Source organism: Mycolicibacterium peregrinum (assembly GCF_001665625.1).
Classification (GTDB): Bacteria; Actinomycetota; Actinomycetes; order Mycobacteriales; family Mycobacteriaceae; genus Mycobacterium; species Mycobacterium peregrinum_B.
In genome coordinates this window covers 154250-168807 of the sequence record NZ_LZSY01000118.1, presented here as the reverse complement: position 1 = coordinate 168807, position 14558 = coordinate 154250, and the positions used below count along the sequence as shown (strand labels likewise).

At 66.8% G+C, this 14558-nt stretch carries 14 protein-coding genes; 7 read left to right on the top strand and 7 right to left on the bottom strand.

Going from position 1 to position 14558, the window contains the following annotated elements:
- Window positions 1–200 precede the first annotated feature (200 nt).
- The 4 genes from A5779_RS19765 (at window position 201) to phoU (ending at window position 5746) form a co-directional block, all read left to right on the top strand.
- Complete coding sequence (locus A5779_RS19765; RefSeq protein WP_064884807.1) at window positions 201–1202, top strand: acyl-ACP desaturase; 1002 nt, start codon at window positions 201–203, stop codon at window positions 1200–1202.
- A 47-nt stretch (window positions 1203–1249) separates the two neighbouring features.
- The gene (dusB, locus tag A5779_RS19760; protein ID WP_064884938.1) at window positions 1250–2383 is read left to right on the top strand and encodes a tRNA dihydrouridine synthase DusB; all 1134 of its coding nucleotides are present in this window, start codon (window positions 1250–1252) and stop codon (window positions 2381–2383) included.
- A 237-nt stretch (window positions 2384–2620) separates the two neighbouring features.
- Window positions 2621–4996 (top strand): LCP family protein, encoded by a 2376-nt coding sequence (locus A5779_RS19755; RefSeq protein WP_082941759.1) that lies wholly within the window; start codon window positions 2621–2623, stop codon window positions 4994–4996.
- 84 nt (window positions 4997–5080) lie between these two features.
- Window positions 5081–5746 carry a phosphate signaling complex protein PhoU gene (gene phoU, locus A5779_RS19750; protein WP_064884804.1) on the top strand — a complete coding sequence of 222 codons (666 nt, stop codon included), beginning with the start codon at window positions 5081–5083 and terminating at the stop codon, window positions 5744–5746.
- A 3-nt stretch (window positions 5747–5749) separates the two neighbouring features.
- Here the strand turns inward: phoU and A5779_RS19745 are convergent, their stop codons facing one another.
- Window positions 5750–6265, bottom strand: coding sequence for a MarR family winged helix-turn-helix transcriptional regulator (locus A5779_RS19745; RefSeq protein WP_064884936.1), 516 nt, complete (start codon window positions 6263–6265; stop codon window positions 5750–5752).
- An 81-nt stretch (window positions 6266–6346) separates the two neighbouring features.
- Between A5779_RS19745 and A5779_RS19740 the strand changes: the two genes are divergently transcribed.
- Window positions 6347–7321: a quinone oxidoreductase family protein gene (locus tag A5779_RS19740; protein WP_064884802.1), complete on the top strand. Its 975-nt coding sequence runs from the start codon at window positions 6347–6349 to the stop codon at window positions 7319–7321.
- Between the two features lie 87 nt (window positions 7322–7408).
- Here the strand turns inward: A5779_RS19740 and pstB are convergent, their stop codons facing one another.
- The 6 genes from pstB to A5779_RS19710 all read right to left on the bottom strand — a co-directional run bounded on the left by pstB (window position 7409) and on the right by A5779_RS19710 (window position 13155).
- A complete protein-coding gene (gene pstB, locus A5779_RS19735; protein ID WP_055117691.1) occupies window positions 7409–8185 on the bottom strand; it encodes a phosphate ABC transporter ATP-binding protein PstB in 777 nt (258 codons plus the stop codon).
- 9 nt (window positions 8186–8194) lie between these two features.
- Window positions 8195–9109: a phosphate ABC transporter permease PstA gene (gene pstA, locus A5779_RS19730; protein ID WP_064884800.1), complete on the bottom strand. Its 915-nt coding sequence runs from the start codon at window positions 9107–9109 to the stop codon at window positions 8195–8197.
- The gene (gene pstC / locus A5779_RS19725) at window positions 9106–10161 is read right to left on the bottom strand and encodes a phosphate ABC transporter permease subunit PstC (protein WP_064884798.1); all 1056 of its coding nucleotides are present in this window, start codon (window positions 10159–10161) and stop codon (window positions 9106–9108) included. Before pstC ends, pstA begins: the two co-directional genes overlap by 4 nt.
- A 54-nt stretch (window positions 10162–10215) precedes the next feature.
- Window positions 10216–11343 (bottom strand): phosphate ABC transporter substrate-binding protein PstS, encoded by a 1128-nt coding sequence (gene pstS / locus A5779_RS19720; RefSeq protein ID WP_064884796.1) that lies wholly within the window; start codon window positions 11341–11343, stop codon window positions 10216–10218.
- A 121-nt stretch (window positions 11344–11464) separates the two neighbouring features.
- Entirely contained in the window at window positions 11465–12358 is an 894-nt protein-coding gene (mshD, locus tag A5779_RS19715) for a mycothiol synthase (RefSeq protein ID WP_064884794.1), read from the bottom strand.
- Window positions 12355–13155, bottom strand: a complete 801-nt coding sequence (locus tag A5779_RS19710) for a winged helix-turn-helix transcriptional regulator (protein WP_064884792.1) — start codon at window positions 13153–13155, stop codon at window positions 12355–12357. The genes mshD and A5779_RS19710 overlap by 4 nt, the downstream gene beginning before the upstream one ends.
- Before the next feature lie 164 nt (window positions 13156–13319).
- Between A5779_RS19710 and lmeA the strand changes: the two genes are divergently transcribed.
- Complete coding sequence (gene lmeA / locus A5779_RS19705; RefSeq protein WP_064884790.1) at window positions 13320–14135, top strand: mannan chain length control protein LmeA; 816 nt, start codon at window positions 13320–13322, stop codon at window positions 14133–14135.
- Window positions 14132–14554 carry a thioredoxin family protein gene (locus A5779_RS19700; protein ID WP_064884788.1) on the top strand — a complete coding sequence of 141 codons (423 nt, stop codon included), beginning with the start codon at window positions 14132–14134 and terminating at the stop codon, window positions 14552–14554. The genes lmeA and A5779_RS19700 overlap by 4 nt, the downstream gene beginning before the upstream one ends.
- Window positions 14555–14558 lie beyond the last annotated feature (4 nt).

Sequence of the window (14558 nt, the reverse complement as noted above, 5' to 3'; positions counted from 1 at the left end):
GCCCAACCTCCGAGCGTGGGTATCCGACAGATGTTCGTGCGGATCCTACCGGCGCATCGCACGCGGCGCAGGGCTCGCGAAACAGGGCTCACGCAACACCAGCGGGGCAACTTGATGTCACCGAGTTACACAGATATATTGACTGCTACCAACAGGTACAGATAACTGAGCGTCCCCGAGACGCGAGGAGGGTGGAGCACATGTCGCAGGAATACACCGACCTGCAGCTGCTGCATGAACTCGAGCCTGTCGTAGAGACCAGCATCAACCGCCACATGCGGATGCGTAAGGACTGGAATCCGCACGACTTCATTCCGTGGTCGGACGGCAAGAACTACTACGCACTAGGCGGGCAGGACTGGGATCCCGAGCAGTCCAAGCTGTCCGAGGTTGCCCGGACCGCGATGATTCAGAACCTGCTCACCGAGGACAACCTGCCCTCGTATCACCGCGAGATCGCGATGAACATGGGCATGGACGGCGCCTGGGGCAACTGGGTCAACCGCTGGACCGCCGAGGAGAACCGCCACGGCATCGCCCTGCGCGACTACCTCGTGGTGACCCGCGCGGTGGACCCGGTCGAGCTGGAGGAACTGCGCGTCGAGCAGGTCACCCGCGGTTTCTCGCCTGGCCAGAACCAGCAGGGCGATCTGTTCGCCGAGAGCCTGTTCGACTCGGTCATGTACGTGTCGTTCCAGGAACTCGCGACCCGTGTCAGCCACCGCAACACCGGCAAGGCCTGCGACGATCCGATCGCCGACCAACTGCTGCAGCGCATCTCGGCCGATGAGAACCTGCACATGATCTTCTACCGCGACGTCTCGGCGGCCGGCCTGGACATTGCCCCCAACCAGGGCATGGCCTCGCTGCACCGGGTGTTGGACAACTTCAAGATGCCCGGGTACACCGTGCCCGACTTCCGCCGCAAGGCCGTCATCATCGCGGTCGGTGGCGTCTACGACCCACGCATCCACCTGGACGACGTGGTGATGCCGGTGCTGCGCAAGTGGCGCATCTTCGAGCGCGAGGACTTCACGGGCGAGGGTGCACGCCTGCGTGACGACATCGGCCGCATCGTCGAGGAGCTCGAGGACGCCTGCGACAAGTTCGAGGTGGCCAAGGAGCGTCGCCTGGAGCGCGAGCGCAAGGTGGCCGAGAAGAAGGCCATGAAGAACCTGTTGGTGTCGTCTTCGTCTTCATGACCCTGACCGCCACGCCTCCTGCAACTGCAGCGTCGGCCCGATCCCAGCTGCGGATCGGGCCGTTCGCGTTGCCAAGCCCGGTCGTACTCGCCCCGATGGCCGGGGTGACCAATGTGGCATTCCGCACACTGTGCCGCGAGCTCGAGATCGCCCGTGCCGGCACCGTCAGCGGCCTCTATGTCTGCGAGATGGTCACCGCCCGGGCCCTGGTCGAGCGCCATCCGGTGACCCTGCACATGACGACGTTCGGGCCCGACGAATCACCGCGGTCGCTGCAGCTCTACACCGTCGACCCAGAGACCACCTACCTCGCGGCCAAGATGATCGCCGACGAGGGCATGGCCGACCACATCGACATGAACTTCGGCTGCCCCGTGCCCAAGGTCACCAAGCGTGGCGGCGGATCGGCCCTGCCGTACAAGCGGCGCCTGTTCGGTCAGATCGTGGCGGCCGCGGTCCGTGGTGTCGAAGGCACCGATATTCCGGTGACGGTGAAGTTCCGGATCGGCATCGACGACGCCCACCACACCCACCTGGACGCGGGACGGATCGCCGCAGAAGAAGGCGCGGCAGCCGTCGCACTGCACGCCCGCACTGCGGCACAACGTTATTCGGGCACGGCCGACTGGGATCAGATCGCGGCACTCAAGGCCCATGTCACCAGCATTCCGGTGCTGGGCAACGGCGACATCTTCGAAGCCGACGACGCACTGGCGATGATGGCCGCGACCGGGTGCGACGGCGTGGTGATCGGCCGCGGCTGCCTGGGGCGGCCATGGCTGTTCGCCGAACTCTCGGCGGCCTTCAACGGGCGCCCCGCTGCCACCCCGCCGAACCTGGGCGAGGTGGCCGACATCGTGCGCCGCCACGGCGAGTTGCTCAGCGACCACTTCGGCGAGGACAAGGGCATGCGCGATATCCGCAAGCACGTGGCCTGGTACATGCACGGGTTCCCCGCCGGCGCCGACCTGCGGCGTGGACTGGCGCTCGTCAAGACCCGGGCCGAACTCGACGCGCTGCTCGACCAACTGGACGGCGACGCCCCGTTCCCGCCCGCGGCCACCGGTCCGCGTGGGCGCCAGGGTTCGGCCGCCTCGGTGTCTTTGCCCGAGGGGTGGCTCGACGATCCCGACGACTGCGCGGTGCCGGCCGGAGCCGACGTGATGCATTCCGGGGGCTGAGCTGGGCTCGCTCCGAGATGACATCGAGACGGCACTGTCACCGGGTTGGGTCTAGCTCAGGCTCAGGGTCGCTCAGTACGATGAAAACCTTGCCGCGGCCGGCTCAGGTAGCCAGTCCGGCACAGTGCTGCTAGAAGAGATGAGGAGAAAACCTCAGCAGCACCCATTCACACAACGCAGGAACGATGCGCACCGACGCGCATGCACTAGTTCGAAGAGTCGGAGGCCGGTAACGACATGAGTGACGGTGATAACGCCACTCCCGGCCGTCGGCGCCGCGCTCCGGAGGATTCGTCGGACAACCAATGGATTACCCGATCCCGGGAACCTTTGCCAGGCGCCGCGCCGTGGGAACGCCAGGATCCGCCTTCACCCGATGATTCGCCCCTCGATGAGCCCACCGGCAGTCACGCCGACGGGGTAACTGTCGCCGATCTGATCGCCAAGGTCGCCGGAACCGGATACGCACCGACCCGTCATCGGCTGGAACCCGACGAGCCCGAGCCCGACCTGGAACCGGCCCACGCCTGGGATCCGGAGCCGGAGCCCGAGTCCGAGCCCGCCCACGCCTGGGATCCGGAGCCGGAGCCCGAGTCCGAGCCCGCCCACGCCTGGGACCCGGAGCCAGAGCCGGACCCTGAACCCGAGCTCGAAGTCGAACCTGAACCTGCGTACGCACCGGCGTACGTCCGCCCGCGGGTGCCCGACCCGACCGACGTGATCGAAGCGGTGCGGATCGACGCCGAACTCGACGAACCCCGGGATTCTCCCGAGGCCGAGGACTACCCGGAACCTTTCGAGGAACGCTTCGAGGAGCCCTTCGAGGCCTCGCCGGATCACCGCGAGATCGACGTCGAGAACACCGACGTATTGCCGGCCCTGGCGGTCTACGAGTACGACGTCCCCAAGGCACGCCCGTCGTGGCGGGTCCGCCCGACCTCGGCGGACGAGCACGATTCCGAGCACGATCGCGCCGACACCGACGAGATCGAACGGGTGCGGCCACCGATCAACCGCCGCGTGATGCTGGCCGGCCGAGCCGCCGCGGCGATGCTCGCGGTCCTCACCCTGGTGCTGACCGGCGGGGCCTGGCAGTGGCAGAGCTCGAAGAACAACAGCCTCAACAAGGTGGCCGCGCTCGACCTCAATTCGCGCGACATCGTCGACCCCAACGCTCAGTTCGGTGACGAAAACTTCCTGATCGTCGGCACCGACAGCCGGTTCGGTGAAAACGGCGGCATGGGCGCCGGCGGCACCGAGGACGCCGGTGGCGCCCGGTCGGACACGATCATGCTGGTCAACATCCCCGCGGACCGGCGACGTGTGGTCGCCGTGTCGTTCCCGCGTGACCTCTCGATCACTCCGATGAAGTGCGAGCCCTGGAACGCCGAGACCGCGACGTATGGCCCGCTGTACGACGAAGAGACGGAGACCTACGGCCCGGACGAGGTCTACACCGAAACCAAGCTGAACTCGGCCTTCGCCTTCGGCGGTCCGAAATGCCTGGTGAAGGTGATCCAGAAGCTGTCCGGCCTCTCCATCAACCGGTTCATGGCCGTCGACTTCGCCGGCTTCTCGAAGATGGTCGACGCACTCGGGGGGATAGAGGTGTGCAGCACCACCCCGCTTGAGGACTACGAGCTGGGCACCGTGCTGGCCAACGCCGGTCGTCAGACGATCGACGGCCACACCGCGCTGAACTACGTGCGGGCCCGCCAGGTCACCACCGAGTACAACGGGGACTACGGCCGCATCAAACGACAGCAGCTGTTCCTCTCGTCGCTCCTGCGGACGCTCATCTCCCGCGACACTTTCTTCTCGCTGAACAAGCTGAACAACGTGGTCAACATGTTCATCAGCGATAGCTTCGTCGACAACATCAGGACCAGGGACCTCGTCGACCTCGGGCAGTCGGTCCAAGGGGTGAACGCGGGCCGGATCACGTTCGTGACGGTGCCGACCGTGGGTTACGCCGACGAGTACGGCAACGAGGTCCCGCGAACCGACGACATGCGTTCCCTGTTCGACGCGATCATCAACGACGACCCGCTCCCTGGTGAGAAGAACCCGGACAACACCCCGGTCCCGGGCACTCCCGAATCGGCGACATCGTCCGTCCAGGCTGCCGCTCCCCCCGAAGCATCAGCGACGCCCTCGTCGGTTCCGGCGCCCGCGCCGGCCACCGACAGCGGTGAGATGGTCAACGCCATCACCACCGAACCGCAGCAGGTCACGGTGCAGGTGTCGAACTCGACGGGCCAGAGCGGCCTGGCCTCCACAGCGGCTACCGAACTGCAGGAACACGGCTTCAACGTCAACACCCCCGACGACTACCCGAGCACGCTGCCGGCGACCACGGTGTTCTTCTCCCCCGGGAACGAGGAGGCGGCCGCGACCGTGGCCAGCTCCTTCACCAACCCGACCATCGAGCGGGTCACGGGCATGGGCAGCGTGGTGCAGGTGGTGCTGGGCTCTGATTTCTACACGGTGAACGCCCCGACCCCGAGCGGGTCGGAAGTGCAGGTGCACGTGCTGAAGGGCAGCGGCGCCAGCCCGACACATCTGCCCGAGGACCTGACCGTCACCAACGCCGCGGACACCACCTGCGAATAAGCCGGTGACCCGCATGGACGGCATTCACCGTTCGTTCACCGTTGCATCGTGACGACACGGCCGCTGACCGCCTAATCTTGCAGCATGCGTACCCAATACCACGAGCAGCTGCATTCACTCACGGACCAACTCGGAGCCATGTGCGAGTTGGCGGGTACCGCGATGGAGCGCGCCACCCAGGCGCTGTTGCAGGCCGATCTGGCACTTGCCGAACAGGTGATCAGCGATCACGACCAGATGAGCACGCTGAGCACCCAGGCCGAGGAGTCTGCGTTCGTGTTGCTCGCGCTGCAGGCGCCGGTTGCCGGTGATCTGCGCTCGGTGGTGGGTTCGATTCAGATCGTCGCCGATGTGGACCGGATGGGCGCGCTGGCACTGCATGTGGCGAAGATCGCGCGCCGGCGCCACCCGCAGCACGTGCTGCCGGAGGAAGTGAACGGCTACTTCGCCGAGATGGGCCGGGTGGCGGTCGAATTGGGACACGCCGCGCGTGAGGTGCTGCTCACCCAGGATCCGGAGAAGGCCGCGCGGATCCAGGAGGAAGACGATGCGATGGATGACCTGCATCGCCACCTGTTCTCGGTGCTGATGGACCGGGAGTGGAAGCACGGCGTGACCGCTGCCGTCGACGTGACGTTGCTGAGCCGCTTCTACGAGCGCTTCGCCGATCACGCCGTCGAGGTCGCCCGTCGGGTCATCTTCCAGGTCACCGGCTCCTACCCGGAAGACGACTCCGTTTCCTCGAAGTAGAACTCAGGACCGGTCGGGCGGCACGAGGCGGACCCCGTCCTTGTGCGCCCCGGCCAGGTCCCCCAGGATCTTCACCAATACCTGCAGGTCAGCCCCACTGTAGCGCAGCAGGAAGTCACGGGCCCCACGGTTCATCTCGTCGTGCATCCTCCGGTGCACGTCGGCGACCAGTTCTCCGTCCACGGTCAGACCGAGCTCGATCTCCTTGCGGTTGCCGGGCACCGGCGTGCGGACGACGAGGCCCGCCTCCACGAGTCGCTGCACATGCTTGGAGACCGTGCCCTTGAGCCGGCCGGAGCGCGCCGCCAGCCCGACGACACTGACCGGACCTTCGGCGATCTCTGCCAGCAGGTGCATCGAGGACGTGGGTAGCGTCCGCACCAACTGCTGCAGGCGCTGCGGGCATCCGGCGGCCATGAAATCACGCTCCGCGTCGCCGTCCCCGTCGTTACCGAGCCGATCGCCCACCGTGGCGATCAGTGCCGTGATGGCGTCGATCAGCTCGAGTTTGGTTTTCACGGAAACCATCTTGCCACCGACCGCGGCGATGCGTAGATTGTTTCCATAGAAACCATATCTTCAGAAACCAAAGGAGTCGCCATGTTGGCTGCCGTGGTCACCGAGTGGGGGCGACACCCCGTCTATACCGAGGTCCCTGAGCCCGAAGCGCGCGACGGAGCCGAGGTGGCCGAGGTCGAGGCGTCGGCCCTGACCAACCTCACCCGAGCCCTGGTGTCAGGAAAGCACTACGCCAGCAAGGAGATTCATCTCCCAGCCATTCCCGGCGTGGACGGCATCGCCCGGCTCGCCGACGGCCGTCGGATCTACACCGGTGCGCTGGGGTCCTCCGGCATGATGGCGCAGCGCGCGCTGGTCCAGCCAGACGGTGGCGTCGAGATCCCTGAGCACGTCGACTCGGTGACTGCCGCCGCGCTGCCCAATCCGGGCATCTCGGCCTGGACCGCACTGGCGCACGCCGCGGCCGTCAAGCCCGGCGATCACGTACTGGTACTGGGCGCCACCGGCGTAACCGGTTCGATGGCAGTGCAATTGGCCACGGCCATGTTCGGCGCCGGGATGGTGGTAGCGGCCGGACGCAACACCGAGCGGCTTGCGTGGCTGCGGTCGGCCGGGGCGCACGCGACCATCGCCATGGGCGAGCAGGACCTGGGTGCCGTGGTCGCTCAGATGCACGCCGAGCGCCCGTTCGACGCAGTGCTCGACTACCTGTGGGGCGAGCCCGCCGCGGAGGCGCTCACCGCCCTGGCCGGCGCCCATCCGGCCGCGCACTACCACCCGACCGGGTTCGTGCAGATCGGGTCGATGGCGGGGCCGACGCTGCCCCTGGACGCCGGGGTGCTGCGCGGCACCGGGATCACCCTGAGCGGGGTCGGCATCGGCAGTGTCCCGCCCGAGGTCCTGGTCAAGGCCCGTACCGAGGCGCTGCCGGAGTTGTTTCAGATGGTCGCCGACGGCCGGCTCGAATTACGCACCCAGCCAAGGGCATTGGCCGACGTTGCCGAGGTCTGGGCCGGCGGGGAGCCCTCGGGAACCCGCGTCGTGCTCACACCCTGATCCCTCGCGAGCAGACGTGAAATCGCACGTTCACGAGTCAGATAGTGCGAGTCTGCGTCTGCTCGCGGAAGAAATGTGGGAGGAGACTCAGCCGAAGCGGCCCGAGATGTAGTCCTCGGTGGCCTTCTGGGTGGGGTTGGAGAAGATCTTCTCGGTGTCGTCGATCTCGATCAGCTTGCCGGGCTTGCCGGTGGCCTCGAGGTTGAAGAACGCGGTCTGATCACTCACCCGGGCGGCCTGCTGCATGTTGTGCGTGACGATGACGATCGTGAAATCCTGCTTGAGCGTAGAGATCAGGTCCTCGATGGCCAGCGTCGAGATCGGGTCGAGCGCCGAGCAGGGCTCATCCATCAGCAGGACATCGGGCTGCACCGCGATCGCGCGGGCGATGCACAACCGCTGCTGCTGACCACCGGACAGGCCACCGCCCGGCTTGTCCAGCCGGTCCTTGACCTCGTTCCACAGGTTGGCGCCGCGCAGCGAGCGTTCCGCCACCTCGTCCAGGGTCTTCTTGTTGCGCACGCCCTGCAGCTTCAGACCGGCCACCACATTGTCACGAATCGACATGGTGGGGAACGGGTTCGGACGCTGGAACACCATGCCGATCGTCTTGCGCACACCCACCGGGTCCACCCCGGCGCCGTAGATGTCCTCACCGTCGAGCAGCACCGAGCCCTCGACGCGAGCGCCGGGGATCACCTCGTGCATGCGGTTCAGCGTCCGCAGCACCGTCGACTTACCGCAACCCGACGGGCCGATGAAAGCCATCACGCTGCGCGGCTGCACCGACAGCGAAACCTCGGCAACGGCATGGAACGCGCCGTAATAGATGTTGACGTCCTTGAGATCCAGCCGCTTGGCCATGGATAGTTCCTACACCTTCTTGGGGGAAAAGAGTTTGGCAACCGTGCGAGCGCCGATGTTGAGCAGCGCGATCAGCAGGATCAGCGTCAGCGCCGCACCCCACAGGCGGTCGGTGGGCACCGGATTGGCGCCGGCACCCGCCGAGATCTGGTCGTACATCATGCCCGGCAGCGATCCCATGAAGCCGCCGAACATGTCGAAGTTCATCGCCTGGGCGTAACCGACGAGGATCAGCAACGGCGCGGTCTCGCCCATCACGCGGGCCAGCGCCAGCATGATCCCGGTCACGATGCCCGACAGCGCCGTCGGGATCACGATGCGGACGATGGTCTTCCATTTCGGTACGCCCAGCGCATAACTCGCTTCGCGCAGATCCATCGGGACGATGCGCAGCATCTCCTCGGTGGCCCGCACGATCACCGGAATCATCAACAGCACCAACGACAGTGACACCGCGAAGCCGGACCGGCCGAACCCGAGCGTGGCCACCCACAATGCGTAGATGAACAGTGCGGCGACGATCGAGGGCACACCGGTGAGGATGTCCACCATGAACGTGGTGACCTTGCCGAGGCGGGTACCTCCGCCGTACTCGACCAGGTACACACCCACCATCACGCCGATCGGAATGGAGATCAGCGAACACACGATGCCTTGCAGCAGGGTTCCGACGATCGCGTGGTAGGCACCGCCGCCTGCGGTGAACGTCGTCATCCCGGCCTGGGAGTTGGTGAACCATGTGGCTGAGGTCAATGCGCTCCAGCCACGGACGATCACCGAGTACAGCACCCAGGCCAGGGGCACCAGGGCGACGAGCAACGACATGGTCACCAGCACCGTGGCGAGGTGGTTGGTCAGCTTGCGGCGCAGACTCACGCCCTGGAACGCAGGCGCCTTGACCGGCCGCTCAAGCGTGGAGGTCATGAGCGTCCCTTTCCGGCGACCGCGGCGCGAGCCAGCGAGTTCACCACGAAGGTGAGGATGAACAGCACCAGGCCGGCGGCAATGTAGGCGCCCGCCTTGTACTGATCGTTGAATTCGCTTGCGGTGGCTGCGATCTTGCTGGCGAAGGTGTAGCCGCCGTCGAATAGCGACCAGCTGAACGCGGTCTGGGTGCCGCGCAGGATGATCAGCAGTGCGATGGTCTCACCGAGCGCCCGGCCCAGACCGAGCATCGCGCCACTGATGTAGCCGGACAAGCCGAAAGGCAGCACCGTCGTACGCACCACTTCCCAGCGGGTGGCGCCGAGCGCCAGCGCGGCTTCGATCTGGCCGCGCGGGGTCTGGGTGAACACCTCGCGGGTCACTGCGGTGATGATCGGCAGGATCATCACCGCAAGCACGATGCCTGCGGTGAAGATGGTGCCACCTCCGGCGACCGAGGCGTTGCCCGTCTTGAACAGAAACAGCCAGTCCAAGTTCGTATTGAGCCAAACGGCAAAGGGTTTGATCGCCGGCGCCAGTACGTACAGGCCCCAGACGCCGTAGACGATCGACGGCACCGCGGCCAGCAGGTCCACCAGATAGCCCAGCGGACCCGCCAGTCGCCTCGACGAGTACTGGGTGAGGTAGATCGCGATGCCCAAGGCCACCGGCATCGCCAGCACCAGGGCGAACAGGGAGACGAACACCGTCACCTGCAGCAGATCGAAGATGCCGAAGTGCATCGCGGACGTGTCGGTGGTGATCCAGTTGCCGCCGTAGAGGAAGAAGTTCTCCTCGTTACGGGCCAGCGCCGGAACTGCGCGCCAGAGCAGGAACACCCCGATCGCCGCGATCAGCGCGACGATCAGGACGCCTGAGCCTTCGGCGAGCCCACGGAAAATTCGGTCGCCAAGGCGAACCTTGGCTCCCTTGGACGGATTGGTGGATATAGGTGCCGGCTCGGGGTGGGGGGAGGCGAGCGTCTCCCCTGACCCCGAATCAGCTGGATTCGGCGTTGTCACTGTCGTCCCGTCGGGGCCCCTGGTCGTCATGCGGTCGGTAAATCCATCCTCGCCCAAATCCGTCCTCTAAAGCCAGTCCGGCTACTAGGCGATGGCCTCGACCGAGGTCAGCAGGCGCTGCTTGAACTCGTCGGGCAGCGCGATGTATCCGGCCTGCGACAGGCTGGCCTGGCCCTCGTTGGCGGCCACGGTCAGGAAGGACTTCACTGCCGCTGCGGTCTCGGCGTCGTAGCCCTTGGAGCAAACGATCTCGTAGGTGGCCAGCACCAGCGGGTAGACACCGGCTTCCTTCGAGGCGTACAGCGCGTTCAGATCCAGCACCAGGTCCTTGCCCTCACCCTTGAAGGTGGCGGCGCCGACGGCCTTGGTGGTCGACTGGTCGTCCAGCGGGACCGCGCCGGCGCCACTGTCGATCTGGGCGTAGGGCAGGCCGGCCGCGGCGGCCGGGCTCTTCTCGACGTAGCCGATCGAGCCGGGGGTGGCCTGAACGGCCTGCACGACGCCGGAGGACTTCTGCGCACCCTCGCCGGCACCGCCCTGGAACTCCTTGCCCGCGCCCTTGGTCCAGGTCTGCGGAGCGGCGGCGGCCAGGTACTTCTGGAAGTTGTCGGTGGTGCCCGAGGAATCCGACCGGTAGATCGGCTTGATGTCCAGGTCGGGCAGGGTGGTGCCGGCGTTCAACGCGGCCACCGCCGGATCGTTCCACTTCTTGATCTGGCCCTGGAAGATCTTGGCGAGCACGTCGGGGTTCACCACGAGCTTGTCGACGCCTTCGACGTTGTAGGCCAGCGCGACCGGGCCGAACACCAGCGGCAGGTTCCAGGCCTCGTTGCCGCCACAGCGCTCGGCGGCCTTGGCGACCTGATCGTCCTTGAGCGCCGAGTCGGAGCCCGCGAAGTCGACCTGCTTGGCGATGAACTGATCCACGCCCGCGCCCGAACCGGTCGGGTTGTAGGACAGGTTCTTGCCGGAGCAGACCTGGCCCCAGACCTTGTTGAACTCAGCAATGGCGTTCTGCTGCGCCGTCGAGCCCTCGCCGGTCAGCGCGGCCTTGCCGCCGCACTCGGCCGACGACGCCGAGCTGGTGCCCGCGGCCGGGGAGCTGGTGCCCGCGGCGTTGTTGTCGCTGCCACACGCGGTCAGCGTGAGTGCCGCGATCGCCGTCGCGGAAAGCGCGACACCGAACGGCTTGCCAATGCTCATGAGCTTCACTTGTCCCACTTTCAGTTGACGGCTTCGAACTCTCCGGCAACGTATTCGGCCGCAGTGGACGGCTCGCGGACAACAGGTGAATCAGCAGTGAATAGGTTCAGCGTGTTCACAGCTAAACGGGTTAACCGGCGGCATACGCCGCGTCGACACCGAACACCTCGAAACCCAAGTTTCGGTAGGTCGCCACGGCCGCCGAGTTATCTGCCTCGACGTAAAGCAGCACCGTCGGCAGGGACCGCTCGGCGAGGTGGTGCAGGCCGAGCAGGGTGAGTACCGAGCCCAGGCCTCTGCCCTGCGCGGCGGGGTCGACGCCGACGATGTAGACCTCGCCGAGACCCGCGTCGTCGCCCACACCGGCGTGGACTTTCGTCCAGTGGAAGCCCAGCAGTGCGCCGGTGCGCTCGTCGAACGCCTCGAACAGACCGTCGGGGTCGAACCACGGCTCGCTTCGCCGTTCGGCGATCTCCTGTTCGGTCCAGCCGCCCTGTTCGGGATGCCAGGCGAAGGCAGCATTGTTGACCCGCAGGATCTCGGCGTCGTCCTGGGGACCGGCATAGGTACTGATCCGCACGCCCTCGGCGGTGCGCAGCGGCGGCAGGTCGCTCAGCGGGCGACGCATCTGCAGCAGCTCGCGCGCCACCTTGAGGTCGAGTGTGGCCGCCAGGGAGCGGGCCGCCTCGAGGTTGCCGTGTGCCCAGATGCGTGTGCCGGCCCCGCCCTCGGCGAGCCCGGCACGGGCCAGCGCCGCACCGGTACCGCGCCGTCGGGCGTCCGGATGCACCACCAGTTCGGCCATCGCCGGGTCGTCGGCGCCGGCCGGGGCCAGGTTCAGGTACCCGACGAGTCTTGTCCCGTCGGTCGCGAGCAGGTGACGGGTCCGGTCGAGGCCGAGCTCGCGCAACACCTGATCGCCGACCGGGGCCACGCCGTCGACCGCGGTGGCTGCGCCGATGAGTTCCCGGATCCCGGCCTGTTCGGCATCTGACAGCCCGGTACGCCAGTCGAGTTCGGTCACTGGCTGGGTAACCGCCCGGCGAGCGGCTCGTCCGCATCGTCGCTTGCCGGCTCGAAGTCGTCGTCGCCGTGGCCCTCGTCAGGGGCCGCTTCTCCGGTCCCGGCCGCCCCGCCTGCGGGGGGGCGGCCGCGCGACGGGCGTACCGCCTTGTACCCGACGTTGCGGACGGTGCCGATCAGCGCTTCGTACTCGGGACCGAGCTTGGCGCGCAGACGACGGACGTGCACGTCTACGGTGCGGGTGCCGCCGAAGAAGTCGTAGCCCCACACCTCCTGCAGCAGCTGCGCCCGGGTGAAGACCCGCCCGGCGTGCTGCGCGAGGTACTTGAGCAGCTCGAACTCCTTGTAGGTGAGATCGAGGGGACGTCCGCGCAGCCGGGCGGTGTAGGTGCCCTCGTCGATCGCGAGCTCACCCAAGGTGATCTTTCCGGCGTTCTCCTGACTGGCACCCCCACCACGCCGGCCGACCAGGAGCCGCAGCCGGGCGTCGATCTCGGCCGGGCCGGTGCTGGGCAGCAGGATCTCGTCCAGGCCCCATTCGTGGTTCACCGCGACCAACCCGCCCTCGTTGATCACCGCGACGACCGGGACCGAGGTGCCCGTCGTGCCCAGCAGTCGGCACAGACCGCGAGCGGCCGCCAGATCGGTCCGCGCGTCGACGATCGCCACATCGGCACTGCCTGCCTCCAGCAGCGACGACACCTCGGTCGGTGCCGTACGCACCGTGTGCGCCAGCAGCGTCAGGGAGGGCAGCACCGACTCCGGATGCGGGTCGACGGTCAGTAGCAGTAGATCCAACAGGGTCCTCCGGCGCGCCGGCAATCACTTCCCACGATCGCCCGGACCCCGATGTCCACACGGTCGGATTCATGACTGACATGTAGCCGTTACCGGCCTTTTGCGATCTAACGATAACGCCTCACCTGCTGATCAGCCGCGCCAAGCGCTTAGACCAGACAGCCGTGGGCGACAATGTGCCGGTGCGCAAACTGCTGATCGGGCTCACCGCGACCGTGACCGCGCTTGTCGTCGGCGTCGTCGGCACGGATTTCGGTTCGGCGATCTACGCCGAGTACCGACTGGCCCGCAACGTTCGCAGCGCGGCCGACCTCAGCTGGGATCCATGGGTCGCCATCCTCGGTTTCCCGTTCCTCACCCAGGTCCGCAACGACCGTTACAGAGAGATCGAGATCCGTGCCGCCGGCGTCGACCACCCGGTGGTCGGCAAAGCCTCGCTCGAGGCCACCCTGCACGGCATCGATATCAGCGGCTCGTCGTGGCTGATCCCGCCGGACGCGAAACTGCCCGTCAACAAGGCCGAGAGCCGCATCATCATCGACTCCACCCACATCGGCCGGTTCATGGGCATCGACGATCTGCTGGTGGAGGCTCCGTCGCGGGAGACCAACGACGCCACCGGGGGCACCACCGAGTCCGGCATATCCAGCAGTCAGGGGCTGGTGTTCACCGGGACCCCCAAGGGCTCGGGACTCGACAAACGGGTCAGCGTCTCGGTGGACCTGTCCTTCGCCGACCGGGACGACACCACCCTGGTGCTGACCGCGACCGGGATCCTGACCGGCCCGGGAACCGCCGACGAACCGGTACCCGACGAGAAGACCGCGGCGGTGCTGGCCGAGTTCAGCCACACCATCACCGGGCAGAAGCTGCCGTTCGGGATCGCCCCGACCACTGCGGGCGCCCGGGGATCCGACGTGATCATCGAGGGCATCGCGTCGGGAGTAACTATCGACCTGGCGGGGTTCAGACAGTCATGAGCTCTTCGTTGGTGCTGGCGATCGTGGTGCTGATCGCCGCGCTCGGGGTGGCTTATGTGATCGGTCGCCTCATCACGCTGCGCGCCGGCCTGATCAGGGCGGGCAAGGAAGCCGCCGACGTAGACACCAGCGACCTGGGCTTGTCCGACACCGGCCCGACGGTGCTGCACTTCACAGCCGAATGGTGCGGGCCCTGCGCCGGGGTACGACGCGTCGTCGACCAGGTGTGCGCCGAGCTGCCCGAGGTTGCTCACGTTGAAATCGACATGGACACCAATCCCGAAGCCGCCAGGCGGCTTTCGGTCCTGTCCTTGCCCACGACCATCATCTTCGACCGGGACGGGCGGCCCCAGTACCGCACCAGCGGGGTCCCCAAGGCCGCTGACCTGCGCTCGGCGCTGGAGCCACTGTTGGCCTGACCCG

Excerpts from the sequence above, each read along its gene's own strand:
- A5779_RS19765 (WP_064884807.1), top strand. The coding sequence starts at position 201 with ATGTCGCAGGAATACACCGACCTGCAGCTGCTGCATGAACTCGAGCCT.
- A5779_RS19755 (WP_082941759.1), top strand. The coding sequence starts at position 2,621 with ATGAGTGACGGTGATAACGCCACTCCCGGCCGTCGGCGCCGCGCTCCG.
- phoU (WP_064884804.1), top strand. The coding sequence starts at position 5,081 with ATGCGTACCCAATACCACGAGCAGCTGCATTCACTCACGGACCAACTC.
- A5779_RS19740 (WP_064884802.1), top strand. The coding sequence starts at position 6,347 with ATGTTGGCTGCCGTGGTCACCGAGTGGGGGCGACACCCCGTCTATACC.
- pstB (WP_055117691.1), bottom strand. The coding sequence starts at position 8,185 with ATGGCCAAGCGGCTGGATCTCAAGGACGTCAACATCTATTACGGCGCG.
- pstA (WP_064884800.1), bottom strand. The coding sequence starts at position 9,109 with ATGACCTCCACGCTTGAGCGGCCGGTCAAGGCGCCTGCGTTCCAGGGC.
- pstC (WP_064884798.1), bottom strand. The coding sequence starts at position 10,161 with ATGACGACCAGGGGCCCCGACGGGACGACAGTGACAACGCCGAATCCA.
- A5779_RS19700 (WP_064884788.1), top strand. The coding sequence starts at position 14,132 with ATGAGCTCTTCGTTGGTGCTGGCGATCGTGGTGCTGATCGCCGCGCTC.